We start from the raw sequence: 16,755 nt of genomic DNA on the forward strand, positions 1-16,755 counted from the left end.
ATGACCCTCGAGCGTTCCCTGCGACTGGCGTTGATCTGGACGGCCCTGCTGGCCATCGGGATCTATGCCATCGCGGCCGAATCTTTGATGGTCGCGATCTTGGGCATGCCCAGCGCCTGGCTGTGCTGGTGGGCGGCGCACCAGCCATGGGCGTCGAGCGTGCCACGGTTGATGATCAACGCGGTTCTGCTGATCGTCGTTGCGTTGGGCCTGGGGCTGGCGTCGCTGGACGGGCAGTTCAACGTGGAGCGCATTGCGGAGATGCTCGCATCGCTGCTGGTGATCAAGCTGTTCGACCGGCGAACGGCCCGCGACGCGGCCGAGGTACTGGCGCTCTCGGTCTTTCTGGTGTTCGGGGCGATCCTGACCAGCCTGAAGCTGAGCGTGGGCGTGACGCTGCTGGTGTTCTGCCCGTTGCTGGTGTGGGCCGCGCTGGTGCAGCAGGTCGTCGCCACCGAGGAACGCGTCGAGTCGTACCAGGAGTCGATCGGCGTGAGCCGGCGGCGTGCGCGCACGGGCGGCGCGATGGCCCGGGGCCTGCGGCGCATGACCGGTGTCCTGACTATTTCGGCATCGCTCATCGCGGCGGCGGTATTCGTGCTGGTTCCCCGTGGCCTGGCGCCCAGCTTCCTGGGCGACCTGGGCGGCGAGCGCGGCTCGGTCACGGGGTATACCGAGACGGTGGAACTCGGCCGGGCCGGGCTGATCTCCGAAAGCCAGGAGAAGGTCCTGGACATGCGGGTTACCGATCGCAGCGGCGGCAACATGGGTGGCGCCGGGCGAGTGTACTACCTGCGTGGCGCGGTGCTTGATCGGTACGACGACGGCCGCTGGACCCGGGCCCGCCGCCAGCGCGACGGCTACCAGCGGATGGAGACCGGCCCGGAACTGTCGCTTCCGACCGGTGCGGTCCAGTCTCGTGCGGTGATCCGCCAGGAGATCTCGCTGCGCGAGCCACCGGGCCGCGGATCGGTGCTGTTTGCGATCCAGGAACCGTTCCTCTGGGAGTTCGCCGAGCCGCTTGAGTTCGTGCTGCACCGTGAGCACGGCACGCTTCGCCTGGAGGACACGGCCAAGTCGCAGAGCTACACGGTGCTGTCGGGCCTGCCCGGGTCGCGGTCGTTGGGCGGCGCCCCGCCGGCGGCGATGGACGCCGAGCGATTGGTGGACTTCGACTCCGCCCGCGTGCGCGAGTTGACCCAGCGCATCCTCGTTGAAGCGGGTCAGGTTGGCGATCGCATGCCTCGCAGCCCGACCGAGATTGCCAGTGCGACGCGCGCAATCCGCGACTACTTGTCGACGTTCACGTACACGCTGGACATCCTGCGTGCCCAGGGCGATCCGATCGAGTGGTTCTTGTTCGACAGGCAGGAGGGCCACTGTGAGTACTTCGCCTCGGCGATGGTGGCGATGTGCCGCAGCGTGGGCATCAACGCCCGCATGGTCACTGGCTACGTGGCTGTGGAGTACAACGAGGCGACGGCGCAGTACACGGTTCGCGAAAGCAACGCCCACGCCTGGGTGGAGGTCGAGCACGCACCCGGGCAGTGGCGCCGGCACGATCCCACGCCGCCGGCCGATCTGGAGCGCGTGCACGCACCCGACACGAGCCTGGCGTCGATGGCGCGGCGCTGGGTCGACGCGCTGGAGTTCTTCTGGGTCGATTCGGTCGTGAGCTTCGATCGCGGCTCGCAGCGACGCGTGCTCGGAGCCGAGGAATCGGAGAAGGAGCCGCAGATCGCGGTGCTGGAGTCCATCGCTAGCTTCCTGGAGCGTGCCCGGGCCTCGGGCACGGTGGGCATCATCCAGGCCGTTCTGGCCGGCATGCTGGCCTTTACCGGCGTGCTGGTGATCACCATTTTGGCTCAGTCGTTCTTCCGGAGCTTGGGCATCGGGGGCGGGCGGGGGCCGAGGGTCCGCATCCTCGGCGGCACGCGCGACGTGGGCGAGTACCTGCTTCGAACGCTGGAGAAGGCGGGCCATCCCAAGCCGGGGTGGAAGCCGCTGCTGGCCCATGTTCAAGGAATGCCCGTTGGCGCCGAGGGCGCAGGCTTTTCGGACGTGGTGCAGCGGCTGTACGAGGCGCGGTTTGGTGGTCGTCCGCTGAGCCCCCAGGAGGCCCAGAACCTGAAGCGGGACATCGCCGAGGCCAGCCAGGCACTGGCCGAGCGATCTCGAGCGTCCGGCTCGGGCTGAAGTCGGCAGCGGAACGGCTCGATATGGGTCTTAGCGGCCGGCGATGGCCGCAGCCGGAGACCCAAGCATGAACACGAACCGATCCCGCACCGAGCGTTGGCGCGAGTGCCTGAGCCAGATCCGCGATCGCGGTGGATCGCTCGAGGTCAGCGTGGACGTGGGCGACGCGTCCGCGGTGGGCATGGCCAACCTCGTCTGGCGTGTCCGGCTGCTGGGCATCGACGACGAGCGGCTCGTGCTCGAGCAGCCGGTGGCCCTGGGGCAGACCATGCGCCTGGAGCCCGGCCTGAACATCATCGTGGCCATGTCGATCGGGCAGAACCGGTGGATGTTCCGCACGCGATCGATCGAACCTTCGGCGGGCGATATGCGCGGCCTGCTGCACGTGGCGGCGCCGACACTGGTCGAGCGATGCCAGCGTCGAGACTTCTTCCGGGCCACGACCGCGGGCTTCAACCTGCCGCTGGTCCAGGGCTGGCGTCTGGTCGATCCCGAGACGGCGGTGGCGGCCGAGGTGGCCAGCCGCATTCCCTTCGAAGACGGCACCGCTGCCGGGTCGGGCCGGCGCGGGCTGGAGGCGCCGGTGTCGCTCATGCCCGAGGTGGCCGGCGCCTTCCAGGGCCAACTCGTGAACGTGGGCGGTGGCGGCGCCGGGCTGATGGTGCCGCCTGCCTCGCGACCGAGCTTCGACTCGAGTGGCCGGTACTGGTTGAGGCTCGATCTTGGGAGCGACATGCCCGGGCCGCTGGCCGTCACGGCACGCTGCGTGCACCAGCACCTGGACAGCTCGCAGAACCTGCACCTGGGCTTCGCGTTCGATTTCTCGCTGCACGCCGAGCATCGCGACTTCATCGTTCGGCAGATTACCGGGTACGTCGAGCGTGCCACGGGCATGCAGCGGTCTCGCCAGGCGGGCTGAGCGACCGTTTCTTTAGAATCATTCTGGATGTCAGCGCGGCGCTGAGACCGGATGAAGACTGCAACCGCGCGGTCAGGGTTCTGCTATACTCGTTCGGCTGGGGGGGAACACCCGGCTGACGCTCGATCGACGCGGCTCGAACATCACCCTGATTTCTCGCATTGGGCGACGATGATCGCCCGACGCGTTCAAGGCCACCACGCAATCGGGTGGCGGCAACCAGGCCAGTGGACGCGACGCCGACACCCCGGCGGTTGCGTCGTAGGGCGATTGTTCGCGAGAATCCGTGTCGGCTCGGGCGTGCGATGCACGCTTCATTCGATTTGAGCCGCCGCGATGCCCGAACTCATCTCCATCCTGATCGGCCTTGGCGGCCTGATACTCGGCGTCCTGGTCGGGCTCTTTGCGCACGGTCGGTTGATTTCCCGAACGCTTTCTCAGGCGCGAGACGAGGCTGCCTCGATCACCGAACGGGCCCAGACCGAAGCCGAGGCCATCCAGAGCAAGGCCGAGGCCGACGCCGAAAAGCGCGTCCACCAGCGGCTGCGCGAAGTCGAGGACGAACTCGACGAGGAACGCAAGCGTCTGCGCCAGGAAGACAAGGCGCTGTCCAAGCGTGAGTCGACGCTGGACAAGGCCGAGTCTCGCCTGCAGGACCGCGAAAAGCAGGCCGACAAGCGCGACCGGGAGTTGCACGAGCAAGCCTCGACCCTCGACGAGCGGGCCGCCGAGCTCGAGGGCCTGATCGAGCGGCAGACCCGTGCGCTCGCCGACGTCGCGGGCATGAGCGTTGAGGAGGCCCGTGAGGCCTACATCGAGCGTGTCTCGGAGGACTCGCGCCACGAAGCCGCCGCCGTGGCTCGAAAGATCACCGAAGAGGCCGAGAGCCAGGCCCGCGAACGCTCCACGGAGATTCTGCTCCAGGCTGCCCAGCGATACGCCGGCGAGTTTGCCACCGAGCACCTGGTACGGTCGGTTGCCATTCCTAACGACCAGATGAAGGGCCGCATCATCGGTCGCGAGGGTCGCAACATCCGGGCCATCGAGAAGATGACCGGCGTGGACATCATCGTGGACGACACGCCCGGCGTGATCACGGTATCGTGCTTCGACAAGGTGCGCCAGGCGGTGGCGGTCGAAGCGCTCGAGCGACTGATTTCCGACGGGCGCATGCACCCCACCCGCATCGAGGAGACCGTCGAAAAGGTCAAGAGCGAGTTCGAGGAGCGCATCCGCAAGCACGGCAAGGATGCGCAGATGGAGGTCAAGATCGGCGGGCTGCACGCCAAGGTCATCGAGGCCATGGGCAAGCTGCACTACCGCACGAGCTATGGGCAGAACGTGCTGGCCCACTCCATCGAGGTGGCGACCTTCAGCCAGATCATCGCCGACCAGCTCGGGCTGAACGGCAAGCTCGCGCGGCGTTGCGGCTTCCTGCACGACATCGGCAAGGCCATGGACCACGAGATGGAGGGCGGGCACCCGAAGATCGGCATGGACTTCGCCAAGCGATATGGCGAGAAGGAGCCCGTGCTGAACGCCATCGGCGGGCACCACGGCGACATTCCGTCGACCAGTTTCTACACGCCCATCGTGATGGCGGCCGACGCACTCAGCGGCGCCCGGCCCGGTGCGCGACGTGAGTCGATGGAGCTGTACATCCAGCGGCTGAACGATCTTCAAGACATTGCACTGGCGCACAAGGGCGTGACCGAGGCGTATGCCGTGCAGGCGGGCCGCGAGGTTCGCGTCATGGTGGACGCCAAGAAGGTGAGCGACGACGAGGCGCACTACGTGGCGACACAAATCGCCAAGCGGGTGGCCGACGAGATGACCTTCCCGGGCGAGATCCGGGTAACGGTATTGCGAGAGACTCGGGCGGTGGAGATCGCGAGGTAATGGCGACGATCAACCCCGCGAACCTATCCGGGGACGTCGCGGCCATCTTGCTGGCGCACGGTCGCTCTGCCGACGAGGAACTGCTCGCGACGTGCCGGCCCTTGAGCGATGCGCAGCTCGACCAGCACTTCGAGATGGGGCCGGGCTCTTTGCGCAAGGTGCTGATGCACAACCTTGGGGCCGTGCGCATCTGGGCGGACATCTATCGCGGCGAGGGCATGCGGCCGTGGCTGCCCGAGGAGGGCGACATGGATGTTCCCGCGATGGAAAGCACGGCGAGGGCGCTCCATGACGAGTGGACTGATCTTGCCGGACGGTTCGACCTCGGCGAAATGATCGAGCGGACCGTGAACGGCTCAATCCGTCGGCACACGCGGGCCCACATCATCGCCCACGTGACCACCCACAGCGTGCACCACCGGGCCCAGGCCATCAACATGCTGCGGAAGCTGGGCGTGGAGCAGCGCCCGACGGGCAGCGTACTTTCGTGGGTGTATGAGCACCTGAAGCCGTAAGCCATCGGTTGGCCGCCCGGCCCTGCTAGCATCATTTGAACGCTCGGGGCGCCTCCGCCTTCCTGAATGGGACGGCTGGCGGGGGCTGAGACGCACCCGCACCACCTGATCCGGGTCATGCCGGCGGAGGGAACGCGCCATGTCGACCACCAGAACGAACCAATCTCATGTCCGCAGCCTGGCGGCCAACCCGCAGGCGGACTGCCCCACCGCTCGCTTCGCCGTGCCCACGCGCGGGGCGGGCAACCCCGGGGACGAGGGTGTCACCACGCCGGGCAGCTTCGCAAACAAGGCAGAGATCGGCAAGCCGCTGACGTTCAGTTCGCCCGATACGCCCAACATGCCCCAGGCCAGCCCGTACACGGCGTGGGACTTCCTGCCTGACGGCTGGACGTTCGAGGCGGCGGAGGATCACGCGAGCGGGTGTGCGGGGCATAACCAGGACGAGATTGGCAAGTTCATCCGTTGCGTTGCGCCCGACGGTTTCGAGCCCATCACGCAACTCGAGAGCGCCCGGCTGGGCATCGTGACCGAGCAGATGCGGCGCGTGGCCGAGCGTGAGGGGCACCTGACTGCCGAGCAGGTTCGCGACGAGGTGGCGGCGGGTCGCATGGTCATCCCCGCGAACATCACGCACCTGAAGTACAACCTCGACCCCATGGCCATCGGCCGTGCGAGCAAGACGAAGGTGAACGCCAACATGGGTGCGTCACCGGTTTCGAGCGGCACCGACGAAGAGGTCGAGAAGCTCAAGTGGGCCGAGAAGTGGGGCGCCGACACGGTGATGGACCTGTCCACCGGGGGCGACCTGGACGAGTGCCGCGAGGCGATCTTGCGGAACTCGACCGTGCCCATCGGCACCGTGCCGATCTACAGCATGATCATCGGGCGCAAGCTGACGGACCTGGACGAGCAGATCGTGCTGGAGACGCTGGAGCACCAGGCCCGGCAGGGCGTGGACTACTTCACCATCCACGCGGGCGTGCGCAAGAAGGATCTGAAGTACGTCAAGAACCGGCTCATCGGCATCGTGTCGCGTGGTGGAAGCCTGCTTGCAAAGTGGATGCTCGAGAAGAACCGCGACAACCTGATGTACACGATGTGGGACGATATTTGCGAATTGATGCGCCGGCACGACGTGACGTTCAGCATCGGCGACGGCATGCGCCCCGGCGGGCTGGCCGACGCGACCGATGATGCGCAGCTCGCCGAGTTGGAGTGCATCGGCGAGCTGACCGAGCGGGCCTGGCGGCATGGCGTGCAGGTGATGGTCGAGGGGCCCGGGCACGTGCCGCTGGACCAGATCGAGTACAACATGAAGCTGCAACGGCGGCTGTGCCACGGCGCGCCGTTCTACGTGCTCGGGCCGCTGGTGACCGACGTCTTCCCGGGATACGACCATATCACGAGTTGCATCGGCGCGACCAACGCGGCGTACCACGGCGCGAGCATGCTGTGCTACGTGACGCCCAAGGAGCACCTGGGCCTGCCCAAGAAGGGCGACGTGAAGGAAGGGTGCGTGGCGTACAAGATCGCCGCGCACGCCGCCGACGTGGCCCTGGGCATCCCCGGCACGCGCCATTGGGACGACGAGCTGACCCGAGCCCGCGCCGCGCTGAACTGGGAGAAGCACTTCGAGTTGGCCTTCGACACCGACACCGCCCGCGCGTACCACGACGAGGACCTGGACGTCGACACCGACTTCTGCGCCATGTGCGGCCACGACTGGTGCAGCGTGCGCATCAGCAAAGAGATCCAGGAGTTTGCCAGTGGCAAGGCCGAGGGTTGTGATCGCGGCAAGCCGGTGAAGAGTGATGCGCTTACCGAGGAACAGCAGAAGATCCTCGAGCAGCGCGGGTACCTGAAGCCCGAGGAAATCCACAAGCTGGCGAGCAAGGTGAAGGGCAAGCTGCCCGCCACCGATGATGGCAAGGCCGCGTGCCACAGCGACTACGTGGACGACGAGGACGCGAAGAAGATCCAGGAAGAGACGCTGGTGCAGGTAGATGTGCGGCCGGCGCTGGGGATTGGGAAGGAAGATCGGGTGTTTTAGTAGAGCACTATTGGGCGCAAGCCCGCATCTCTGGATCGCTCGGCCATGACTTGGCTGTGCAAGTATGAAGAGATCAAGACCGCCGAGCCCTTCGGCGGTTTTTCAATACCCACGACAGGCCACCCCCACAGCGTTGTGCCATGGTTCTTCGGGTCGTCATCGATGACGCACACCACGTCGACACTCGCAAGCACCTCGGCGATGGCCTGGGTGTGGCGGCCGGCGCCGTAGATGGCGATGGGGCCCTCGATGTTGGCAAGGGCCCTAGCGGCGCGCTCGGCGGCGTCGGGCGGGGCGCTGCCGCCGGATGTCCGTGCGTGCGCGGACGTGAGGGTGCAGGGGCGATCGAGCGGCCACCAGCGTGGTTCGGCGGCGAGGGCTCGTTGAAACAACTGCTCGCAAGCCTGGCCGTGGACATCAATGCTGTATCTCTGGGTCGCGCGTTCGTAAGCCGCGGTGCGCATGCCATCGAGCGTGTCGCGGTCGGCGGCGAGCGACTCGATGGCGCCTGCCATGCGATGGGCGATCGCGTGCTCGCCCTCGTGGTAGCCAGCTTCGATCAGCATTCCTGAAACGCCGTGTTCGATGGCCTCGGCGGCGCCCGACTCGACACGGGTGACGATGGGCGCAACGCCGCTGGCCATCGCCTCGAGCATCGCGACACTGAGCCCCTCGTAGCGCGAGGCCAGTAGCAGCGCGTCGGCGGCCGCTATCTTCGGTCGCAGCTCGCTTTGGGGCAGGCCGTCGATCCGCCGCGCGTTCGGCAGGCCTTCGAGCCGCCCGTCGACCTCGGCGGCGGCGGGACCATCGCCAGCGAGCGTGAGTTGGTGCGGCACGGCGCGCTCGTGCAGGATTCGAGCAACCTCGCACAGCACGCCGATGCGCTTTTGCTCGTGCTCCATGCGGCCGGGATAGATGAGCTCGATGGAGGGCTGCTCGCGAGGCCGCGGTCGTTCGCCGAGTTCGACGCCGTAGGGGATACGGTGGATGTCGGCCGACCGCCACGGCAGTCGCTCGCGCAGCTTGGTGGTGATGTGCTCGCTGACGCAGGCGATGGCCGACAGGATGGGCTCGTAGTTCTGGAGCATCGAGGCATCGAACGGGTTGTCGCTGTGCTGCCAGCCGATGACGCGGACTCGGTCGGCGTGGGTCGACGCGAGCGCGGCCGTGGCGGCGTAGCAGTTGGCCTCGAGGCTGGGCAGCACGATGACCGGCTGGTCCCTTGACCAGCCGAGCGATTCGAGGGCGGCGCGGTAGGCCTCGACGACCGGGGCGAGCGGCTCGCCGGGCGCATCGATGGGCGGCAAATGCCGCAAGTCGACCAGTTCGACCCCGTCGCGCAGGGCATGGTCGACGCGGACATGGCCCGGGGACTCTCGATGGGCCGCGACGATGACACGCCAGCCGCGGTCGGCCATGGCCCCGGCCAGGCGGAGCCCCCAGCTCACCACGCCGTTGACGCCCAGGCCCTGTGGCATGGCGATGAGCAGCGCGGGAGCATTGGCACCGTTGGGCACACCCCACCATCGGTCACATCGGGGCTTCCAGCGCACTTGCGCGGCTCGGCGATCACGCGCCAACGATTCGAGATGCCTTCGCGCTACGACCTCATCGCCATCGACCTGGACGGCACCCTCGTGGGCCGCACGGGCATGATCTCGGACGAGAATCTCGCCGCCGTCCGGCGGGCGCGGCAGGCGGGCCTGGGCGTGACGATCTGCACGGGCCGGGTGCTGAGCGAGTGCCACGCGATGCTCGACCTGCTCGGGCAGCTCGACCCGGTGGTGGTTTCCGGAGGAGCGCAGATCGCTTGCGGCCGCGAACGGCGAACGCTGGACGGGCTGAGCCTGGACAGCGGACTGATCGACCGCGTAACTGAACTGGCCAGTGGGCTCGACCTGGCCATGATGATCCAGAAGGAACGCGATCACGCGGGGTATGACTACGTGATCCTGCCGGCGGGCAACGATCCCGACGCCGAGTTGCACCCGGTGCTCAAGCTCTGGAAGGTTGACAAGAACCGCAACGAGGCGATGGGCATCGAGTATCGCATCGGGCGCGAGGGACCCATGCACCACATCCCCAGCGTGCGGGCGGTGGCCTCGGGCTCGGCCGACGAGATCGCCAAACTGAGCGCGGCGCTGGCCGACGAATTATCGGGAATGGCGATGTTCCACGCGTTTCCGCTGAGCACGCACGTGCCCGAGGGGGCCGACCCGCCGCACGTGCTTGAGGTGTTCCCCAACAGCGCCGACAAGTGGAGCGCCCTGAAGAAGCTGGCCGACCGCGTGGGCGTCTCGCACGACCGCATCGCGGCCATCGGCGATCAGGCCAACGACGTGCACATGCTCGAGGGCGCGGCCCTGGGCGTGGCGATGGGTGAAGCGCCCGACTTCGTGAAAGCCAAGGCCGACCGCATCGCCGAGCCGTGCGCCGAGCACGGCGTGGCGCTGACCATCGACCGCATCCTCAGCGGCGAGTGGTGATCGCGTGCAGACGCTCGCCGAGATCAAGGCACTACTCGACTCTCGCGGCCTTCGCCCGAAGCGCTCGCTGGGACAGAACTTTCTGACCGATCAGAACCTGATCCTGAAGCTCGTCAATGCGTGTGCGGTTGGTCTCGACGACCGCGTACTGGAGGTCGGCCCCGGCACCGGCACGCTGACCGAAGCACTGCTGGACACCGGCGCGCAGGTACTGTCGTGCGAGTTGGACGACGCGCTGGCCGAGTTACTCCGTGAAGGGCTGGGCGCCCGGAATAACTGGGCATTGGTGCATGGCGACTGCCTGGATGGAAAGCGGGCGTTGCATCCGGACATCGTCGCGTGGCTCGGCGATGGGCCGTTCAAGCTCGTTGCGAATCTACCATACGGCTGCGCGACGCCGCTGATGTCCACGCTCTTGCTGCACTACCCCGCCTGCGGCGTGCTGGGCGTGACGATCCAGAAGGAACTGGGCGACAGGTTGCTCGCCGGGCCCGGCTCGCGTGACTACGGCCCGCTCTCGGTCATCGCGCAGGCAACCTGCGAGGTCGAAAAGATCGCGCACCTGCCGCCGGCGTGCTTCTGGCCCAGGCCGGGGGTGGACAGCTCGATGCTCGTGCTACGCCGGCGGGCCCAGCCGATGGGCGATCCGCACACGCTCAGCATGGTGTGTGCCGCGCTGTTTCAGCAGCGCCGCAAGCGGATCGCCAAGCCGTTGCGCGATTTGCTTGGCGATCGTGAGCCGCCCAAGGGCGTCTCGCCCGACATGCGGGCCGAAGAGGTCTCGTTGGACGCGTTTTGCCGGCTGGCGGACGCCGTGTCAGCGATTGACCATGAACAGGGCCGTCTGGGTGAAGAACACGCGTAGCTCGCGGTAGAGGTCAGGCTCCAAGCCCATGTCATCCAGCGAAGCGAACATGAGCTCGAGCCATCGCTCGGCGGCGGCGTGGTCGATGGCGAACGGCATATGCCGCATACGCAGGCGCGGGTGGCCGTGCTGATCGCTGTAGGTGGTGGGCCCGCCGAAGCGTTGGATGAGGAAGTCGCGCAGGCGGACGCGGGCCTCTTCCATGTATGGGGCGACGGCATCGTCGTCGTTCGCGCGAACACCATGCAACTGCGCAAGGTGCTGGCGATACATTGGGGCGAGGATGTCGTCGCCCGGCACGGCGTCGTAGAAGCCACGGGTAAGGCGATCGAAGCCTTCGTGGCCCAGGCGTTGATAGGGGGTTTGAGGCTCAGTCACGCGAGATCGTTGGCGCGCCGAGCGTATCAGTCGCAGCCGTTCTGGAAGGCGTTGGAGAACGCGAGGAAATCGAAGATGGTGAAGGCGCCGTCGCCATCGAGATCGGCGAGCGCGTCACCTGCGTCAAACGCACTCTGGAAAGCGAGAAAATCAGCGACGTCGAGAATGCCGGAACCGTCAAAGTCGGCCAGACAAAGAATCTCCAGCGTGACGTCAAACTGGCCACGACCGGAGTTCCTGCAGCCAAAGCCGGTCCAGTCCGTGCACGCGTGGGATGCTCCGACGCGAGCCGACATGCTGTAGGTGCCCGGCTGAAGAACCAGGGTCGCATTGAACTGTGCGGCCGGATCTGAAGAGATGGAGAAGACCGTTTCGGAAGTGGGCGCCAGCTGCCGCAGATTCGCCACAGTTTGCACGCCGTCTCCATCCTCGCTCACGCTTGCGGTGATGCGGACTCGCTCCGGGGCATCGATGGAAAACTGGATCTGCTGATTGCAGTTCACCGTGCCGCTTGCCCGGCCACCATATGCGCCGCCGGTATCGCTGACGGTCGCGCCTGCTTCGAGATCGCAGTAGAAGAGCAAGGATCGTTCAGTGGGAATCGAACGCACCCGGGCCAGGTAGCCCGCGCTGGCGGGAAAGGAACTGGCATAGTTGTCGTACTCGGCATCCCAGAAGGCGAACACATCGCGCGGGTACGGCCGCTCCGTCCCGCTGATGAAGTCTCCGCCCGTCCCTTCGGCTCCGAGCGAGTAGCCAAGCGATCTGTCCTCGGACTCCAGGGTCATCTGGGCCCTCGCTGGCACGCCCATCGTCGCCACCGCGAGGAGAACCATGGCCGGTCGCGCAGTCCTCATCACCAGTCTCCTTTCAGTACAGGATAATGGACGTGACGTAGCCGTCCAAGGCTATTTCTGATCACCCCGCCCAATGAGCAAACCGCATTCTGGGCATTTGTCACCACTCAGCTTGCTGAGGTCGTAGCCGCAGCCGGGGCACTTGGGCCTGGGGACCTCCACGATCATTGCAAGGCCAAACTGTGCCACCAGTGCAAGCACGAACGCGACGGCGAGGATCGCGATGGGGATGGCGAACCACTCGAAGTCGAGCGGGTGGGGCGAGCGTGCGAAGCCGGAACCGGCCATCTGCCTGACCTCGAGGAATGCTCGCAAACGCAGGGCGATCCATGCGAGCGAGATGATCGTGAGCGTCAGGGTGGCAAGGCGGAGCAGGATCCGCACGCGCCAGCGCATCGCAATGACCTCGCTGGCCGATGGGCCGATCATCGGACGTCTCCGCTGCCCAGCCGGCCGCCGGTGAGCCATCGCGCGAACGCCGGCTCGAAGAGCAGGAGCAGGCCGCCCAGCACGAGGTATCGCAGCACCATGAGGCCGTAGTACCAATCCTGATCGATGGGCATGCCCGCGGCCATGTACTCGACGCGGTAGAGGGCCCAGCTCAGGAGCCAGAAGGCAGCCAGGACCATGCTCGCGGCACCAGCGAGCCGCACGATCATGGTTGCGGCGACGGCGGGCGTCCAGGGCTGCGGGTTGGCGCGTGGCTCGCTCATGGCTAGTGCCCGAACAGGTTCGTCTGCGCGAACATGCCCGACTCCTCGAAGTGGGTGACGGCTTCCTCGACGGTCGTAAAAATGCGCGTGGCGGTCTCGGTAATGAACGGGCTGGGGGCCTTGCTCGGCCGCCAGACGACGTAGACCTCCTTGGTGTGCTCCCAGGCGTGCTGGAGTTCGCGCTCAACGCCGCTGCTGAGCCCGGGGATGCCCCCGGGCAGCTCGGGGATGTAGCTGACGATCATGTCGCTCTGGTCGATGAGCTTGAAGTCGCGCATGTAGATCTGGCCGTCGATGTCGCCGGCAATGTCAAGGACTTCTCTCGTTCGCACACGCAGGGGCTTGGCGCTCGCCTTGCCGCCGCCAAAGCTGTGGGGCGCGTGGTCGAAGAACTCCTGGCCCTGGCGGGCGGCCTCCAGGGCCCGGTCGAGCAGGAGCTTCTCGTCCACGTCGCCGGGGTCGAAGGTGATGAACTGCTCGGCCAGCTTGGCCCGGAAGGCGTCGATCTCGGCCAGCACGTCGGGCATGTCGACCACGTGGCTCATGGGGAAGCTGGGGTAGACCTTGCGCATCTCGGGCCGGCAGACCAGGCGGAACATGGTGCGGACGGTGCTGGCGTGGCGGCCCCGGCTGACGATGTAGAAGTCGCTGCCGGGGACGGCCTGGCTCATGAGCTCGGTGGCCAGAAGCTCTTCCTCTCGCCAGACCATGCAGTCCTTCATGGTGGCGTCGATCTCGTGGTCGCGGTGCAGGCGTTCGTGGACGGTCTCGATGTTGTCCACCAGGCAGATGAACAGGTCGGGCTTGAGCTTGTTGATCTGGTCGAAGTCGAAGGCGCTGAACAGGCCATGCCGCCAGCGGAACGTGGCGTGGGTGTTCACGAGCACGTTGGAGTGATCGCGGCTCTCGCTGATGACGTCCTTGAAGGCCGCTCGGCGGAGCGAGTGCAGCCGGCTCAGGGGCAGGTCGAGGATGCGCCCGGGGCGCACGTCGGGCGCCTCGGCGTACATCATGTCGCCCACGTTGAGCAGTTCGATGTGCTCGCCCTGCTGGCCCGCGAAGGCGGCGACCTCATCGAGGTACTTCTTCTTATCCAGCCCGATCTGCCCGGTGACGATCGCCCGCATGCCGCCCTCCAACGCTGTGAGGTGGGTGATTCGATGGTCTCTCGAGCACCACACGGGGTAACCCGAAGGCCAAGTCTATTCGCCGCCCGTCGCTGGGCCGGAGCGAACTGGATCACTCCTGAGGGCGTAGCTACGCTTGGAACTGGACTGTGGCGCGGCGAACCAGGGGGTATCGCCGGCCGCACTCTTCCGACGCGACTTGCCCTGAAGGTCTCTCTCGGATGCATTCTCTCAGGGCAGGAGTCGGAAACGTGAAGATTTATGTTGGAAACCTCCCGTATGACACCTCCGAGGGCGCCCTTCAGGAGCTCTTTGGCGAGTTCGGCGAGGTCGATAGCGTCTCGCTGATCATGGATCGCGAGACCGGACGCCCCCGCGGCTTCGGCTTCGTCGAGATGAACGACGATGCCGCGGCTCGAAACGCGCTCGAAGGCCTGAACGGCAAGGACTTCGGCGGCCGTCCCCTGACCGTCAACGAAGCCAAGCCCCGTGAGGGTGGCGGCGGCGGTCGCGGCGGCTTCGGTGGTGGTCGTGGCGGCGGCGGTGGCGGCGGCTACGGCGGTGGCCGTGGCGGCGGTGGCGGGGGTGGCGGCGGCTGGGGCCGTCGTTAAAGACTTCCAGACCCTCGACCCCGATAAAAGGATCCTATGACAACCATTCCATCTCCGACCCCTGCGGTCGTCCGTCGAGACGCCGCGGCCCAGGCTACGGCCCGCGCCGCGGTTCGTGAAAAAGAGGATTACGGTCCGCTGCCCCTGGGGCAGCGCATCGCGAATCTGATCTTCATCCTCGTGCCCTTGTGCGCGCTCGTTTGGGCGATTGTCTATGCCTGGGGCGTCGGAGTGGGATGGACCGAACTTGGCCTGATGACCGGGTTCTACCTGGTCACCGGCTTCGGCGTGACGATCGGTTACCACCGGTTGTTCACGCATAAGTCCTTCCGCACCGGCCCGATCATGACCACCATCCTGGGGGTCCTCGGATCGATGGCCAGCGAAGGCCCGATCATCACCTGGGTGGCCCACCACCGGTGCCACCACCAGCACAGCGACGCCGAGCACGACCCCCACTCGCCCCATGGCCACGGCTCGGGATTCAAGGGACTGGTCAAGGGCTTCTTCATGAGCCACGTTGGCTGGATGATCGTGGGCGGCCGCCGCGACCTGAAGAAGTACGTGCCCGACCTCGAGGCCGACCCGTTGATCAGCAAGCTCAGCAGCATGTTCCTGGTGTGGATGGCCCTCAGCCTGCTGCTGCCGGCCGTCATCGGCGGGCTCATCACGATGAGCTGGTGGGGCGCGTTCCTGGGCTTCGTGTGGGGCGGGCTCATCCGCATCGCCGTGGTCCACCACATCACCTGGAGCGTCAACAGCGTCTGCCACATCTGGGGCAGCCGACCCTTCGACAGCCACGACGAGAGCCGCAACAACGCCATTGTGGGCGTGCTCGCGCTCGGCGAGGGCTGGCACAACAACCACCACGCCTTCCCCACCAGCGCCCGCCACGGACTCAAGTGGTGGCAGTTCGACAGCAGCTACCTCATCATCAAGGCGATGGAGAAGCTGGGCCTGGCCTGGGACGTCAAGGTGCCCACCGCCGAGCGGATGGCCAAGAAGGCCGTGGCCTGATCCGAAACTGAACCTGAACTTCACGAACCCGCCGCACGCCGGCGGGTTTTTCTATTTGGTCTGTTGCTGGCGGCTGAACTCGGCGAGACGGTCCTCGAATTCCTCGTCGAGCGCGCGTCGGGCCGCGCGGCTCTCGTAGATCGTCTCGTTGGCCTTGCCCGACGCGTCCCAGTCCTCGGCGGCCATGGCGTGGAGGTGGGCGTCCAGCGCGGCGGCCCAGTCGCGATTGATGGGCGCGGCCCGTTCTTCGTAGTCGGCCGCGATTGCTTCCAGGCGTTCGCAGTCCTTGTCGGTGAGCGTGCGGTTCAGGCGCAGGGCGCCGATGATCTTCTGCGGGCCGCTGCGTTCGTAGGGCTCGGGCCAGAACGCCTCGCGCACGGCCCGGTCCCAGCGATCGTGATGTTCTTCGGACAGGGCCTGCTTGATCCGGCGGGCGAACTGGATGTTGGTCTTCTTGGCGCGGAGCCCGAGTGACTGCACGTCCTCGGCGGGCTTTGCGTCCTGCAACGCCGCGAAATCCATCGGCAGCATGCCGACCTCCACGCGCCGGATCGGATCGATCGCCAGCTCGTACTCCAGCAGGATCCCGGCGATCGGCTCGCGCTGGTCGTGGCCCAGGCGGCGGGCCAGGTCGACCACGTCGGCTGAATCGCCGAAGGGGCTCTGGGCTGCCGAGACACGATCCCGGCGCCAGGCACGCTCCACGCGCTCGACGCCCTCGCGCTGCTGGGGCGTGGTGGCCAGGGCGAGGAGGTCGTCGATCAGTTCCTGCTCGATTCGCAGCGGCCTGGCGAACAGTTCGAGCGTGCCTTCCGCGTCGGCCGTCGCGCGCAGGAACGACCGGAAGTATGCGCCGGCGAGCCCGTTCTCGCGCAGGTCCTCGGCGCTATCGGCCGCCTGGTCCATGGCCATTTCGCGGATGGCGCTGGCCGCGTCGCGCATCTCGGCGCGGTACGCCCGGTAGCGCTCGATCGCCTGGGCCTCCTGCTCGTCGGTGAGCGCGAGCAACTCGGCGTAGTGGCGCACGTCGCCGGCGTCGATGGCGGCCGCGTCTTGGGCGGCGGCGGTCGCGACGCACGCAAGGGCGGCAACGGTTCCATTCACCACGGCCCGCATCGC

16 protein-coding genes and 1 riboswitch are annotated in these 16,755 nt (G+C 66.8%); of the genes, 9 read left to right on the top strand and 7 right to left on the bottom strand.

What is annotated here, in order from left to right:
- The 5 genes from RIE32_06900 (at window position 1) to thiC (ending at window position 7,582) form a co-directional block, all read left to right on the top strand.
- The gene (locus tag RIE32_06900) at window positions 1-2,196 is read left to right on the top strand and encodes a DUF3488 and transglutaminase-like domain-containing protein (protein ID MEQ9095975.1); all 2,196 of its coding nucleotides are present in this window, start codon (window positions 1-3) and stop codon (window positions 2,194-2,196) included.
- A gap of 67 nt (window positions 2,197-2,263) precedes the next feature.
- Window positions 2,264-3,115 carry a flagellar brake protein gene (locus RIE32_06905; GenBank protein MEQ9095976.1) on the top strand — a complete coding sequence of 284 codons (852 nt, stop codon included), beginning with the start codon at window positions 2,264-2,266 and terminating at the stop codon, window positions 3,113-3,115.
- A gap of 336 nt (window positions 3,116-3,451) precedes the next feature.
- Window positions 3,452-5,014, top strand: coding sequence for a ribonuclease Y (gene rny / locus RIE32_06910; GenBank protein ID MEQ9095977.1), 1,563 nt, complete (start codon window positions 3,452-3,454; stop codon window positions 5,012-5,014).
- Window positions 5,014-5,529 (top strand): DinB family protein, encoded by a 516-nt coding sequence (locus tag RIE32_06915; protein ID MEQ9095978.1) that lies wholly within the window; start codon window positions 5,014-5,016, stop codon window positions 5,527-5,529. The genes rny and RIE32_06915 overlap by 1 nt, the downstream gene beginning before the upstream one ends.
- Before the next feature lie 34 nt (window positions 5,530-5,563).
- Window positions 5,564-5,679: riboswitch (TPP riboswitch) on the top strand.
- Complete coding sequence (gene thiC / locus RIE32_06920) at window positions 5,669-7,582, top strand: phosphomethylpyrimidine synthase ThiC (protein ID MEQ9095979.1); 1,914 nt, start codon at window positions 5,669-5,671, stop codon at window positions 7,580-7,582. Its footprint overlaps the riboswitch before it by 11 nt.
- Here the strand turns inward: thiC and RIE32_06925 are convergent.
- A complete protein-coding gene (locus RIE32_06925; protein MEQ9095980.1) occupies window positions 7,579-9,099 on the bottom strand; it encodes a glycosyltransferase family 4 protein in 1,521 nt (506 codons plus the stop codon). The two genes, thiC and RIE32_06925, sit on opposite strands and share 4 nt — an antisense overlap.
- A gap of 72 nt (window positions 9,100-9,171) precedes the next feature.
- On the opposite strand from RIE32_06925, the gene RIE32_06930 reads away from it, so the two are divergent.
- Together RIE32_06930 and rsmA are read left to right on the top strand one after the other, a co-directional pair.
- On the top strand, window positions 9,172-10,068 hold the full coding sequence (locus RIE32_06930) for an HAD hydrolase family protein (protein ID MEQ9095981.1): 897 nt from the start codon (window positions 9,172-9,174) through the stop codon (window positions 10,066-10,068).
- A gap of 4 nt (window positions 10,069-10,072) precedes the next feature.
- Window positions 10,073-10,933 (top strand): 16S rRNA (adenine(1518)-N(6)/adenine(1519)-N(6))-dimethyltransferase RsmA, encoded by an 861-nt coding sequence (gene rsmA, locus RIE32_06935; GenBank protein MEQ9095982.1) that lies wholly within the window; start codon window positions 10,073-10,075, stop codon window positions 10,931-10,933.
- Here rsmA and RIE32_06940 read toward each other — a convergent pair.
- From RIE32_06940 to RIE32_06960, 5 genes are all read right to left on the bottom strand, one after another.
- On the bottom strand, window positions 10,886-11,311 hold the full coding sequence (locus RIE32_06940) for a hypothetical protein (GenBank protein ID MEQ9095983.1): 426 nt from the start codon (window positions 11,309-11,311) through the stop codon (window positions 10,886-10,888). The two genes, rsmA and RIE32_06940, sit on opposite strands and share 48 nt — an antisense overlap.
- 26 nt (window positions 11,312-11,337) lie before the next feature.
- Window positions 11,338-12,099, bottom strand: coding sequence for a GC-type dockerin domain-anchored protein (locus tag RIE32_06945; protein ID MEQ9095984.1), 762 nt, complete (start codon window positions 12,097-12,099; stop codon window positions 11,338-11,340).
- Window positions 12,100-12,219: 120 nt separating this feature from the next.
- Window positions 12,220-12,597 carry a hypothetical protein gene (locus tag RIE32_06950; protein ID MEQ9095985.1) on the bottom strand — a complete coding sequence of 126 codons (378 nt, stop codon included), beginning with the start codon at window positions 12,595-12,597 and terminating at the stop codon, window positions 12,220-12,222.
- Window positions 12,594-12,881, bottom strand: coding sequence for a hypothetical protein (locus tag RIE32_06955; protein ID MEQ9095986.1), 288 nt, complete (start codon window positions 12,879-12,881; stop codon window positions 12,594-12,596). The genes RIE32_06950 and RIE32_06955 overlap by 4 nt, the downstream gene beginning before the upstream one ends.
- 2 nt (window positions 12,882-12,883) lie before the next feature.
- Window positions 12,884-14,008, bottom strand: a complete 1,125-nt coding sequence (locus RIE32_06960; GenBank protein ID MEQ9095987.1) for an ATP-binding protein — start codon at window positions 14,006-14,008, stop codon at window positions 12,884-12,886.
- A 251-nt stretch (window positions 14,009-14,259) separates the two neighbouring features.
- Between RIE32_06960 and RIE32_06965 the strand changes: the two genes are divergently transcribed.
- Together RIE32_06965 and RIE32_06970 are read left to right on the top strand one after the other, a co-directional pair.
- Entirely contained in the window at window positions 14,260-14,619 is a 360-nt protein-coding gene (locus tag RIE32_06965) for an RNA-binding protein (protein MEQ9095988.1), read from the top strand.
- Between the two features lie 36 nt (window positions 14,620-14,655).
- Window positions 14,656-15,636, top strand: coding sequence for a fatty acid desaturase (locus RIE32_06970; protein MEQ9095989.1), 981 nt, complete (start codon window positions 14,656-14,658; stop codon window positions 15,634-15,636).
- 51 nt (window positions 15,637-15,687) lie between these two features.
- On the opposite strand, the gene RIE32_06975 is transcribed toward RIE32_06970, so the two are convergent.
- Window positions 15,688-16,752 (bottom strand): hypothetical protein, encoded by a 1,065-nt coding sequence (locus RIE32_06975; protein MEQ9095990.1) that lies wholly within the window; start codon window positions 16,750-16,752, stop codon window positions 15,688-15,690.
- Between the last annotated feature and the right edge of the window lie 3 nt (window positions 16,753-16,755).

This window comes from Phycisphaerales bacterium (assembly GCA_040221175.1).
Classification (GTDB): domain Bacteria; phylum Planctomycetota; class Phycisphaerae; order Phycisphaerales; family UBA1924; genus JAHCJI01.

Excerpts from the sequence above, each read along its gene's own strand:
- RIE32_06900 (MEQ9095975.1), top strand. The coding sequence starts at position 1 with ATGACCCTCGAGCGTTCCCTGCGACTGGCGTTGATCTGGACGGCCCTG.
- RIE32_06905 (MEQ9095976.1), top strand. The coding sequence starts at position 2,264 with ATGAACACGAACCGATCCCGCACCGAGCGTTGGCGCGAGTGCCTGAGC.
- rny (MEQ9095977.1), top strand. The coding sequence starts at position 3,452 with ATGCCCGAACTCATCTCCATCCTGATCGGCCTTGGCGGCCTGATACTC.
- RIE32_06915 (MEQ9095978.1), top strand. The coding sequence starts at position 5,014 with ATGGCGACGATCAACCCCGCGAACCTATCCGGGGACGTCGCGGCCATC.
- thiC (MEQ9095979.1), top strand. The coding sequence starts at position 5,669 with ATGTCGACCACCAGAACGAACCAATCTCATGTCCGCAGCCTGGCGGCC.
- RIE32_06930 (MEQ9095981.1), top strand. The coding sequence starts at position 9,172 with ATGCCTTCGCGCTACGACCTCATCGCCATCGACCTGGACGGCACCCTC.
- RIE32_06945 (MEQ9095984.1), bottom strand. The coding sequence starts at position 12,099 with ATGACCCTGGAGTCCGAGGACAGATCGCTTGGCTACTCGCTCGGAGCC.
- RIE32_06950 (MEQ9095985.1), bottom strand. The coding sequence starts at position 12,597 with ATGATCGGCCCATCGGCCAGCGAGGTCATTGCGATGCGCTGGCGCGTG.
- RIE32_06955 (MEQ9095986.1), bottom strand. The coding sequence starts at position 12,881 with ATGAGCGAGCCACGCGCCAACCCGCAGCCCTGGACGCCCGCCGTCGCC.
- RIE32_06960 (MEQ9095987.1), bottom strand. The coding sequence starts at position 14,008 with ATGCGGGCGATCGTCACCGGGCAGATCGGGCTGGATAAGAAGAAGTAC.
- RIE32_06970 (MEQ9095989.1), top strand. The coding sequence starts at position 14,656 with ATGACAACCATTCCATCTCCGACCCCTGCGGTCGTCCGTCGAGACGCC.
- RIE32_06975 (MEQ9095990.1), bottom strand. The coding sequence starts at position 16,752 with ATGCGGGCCGTGGTGAATGGAACCGTTGCCGCCCTTGCGTGCGTCGCG.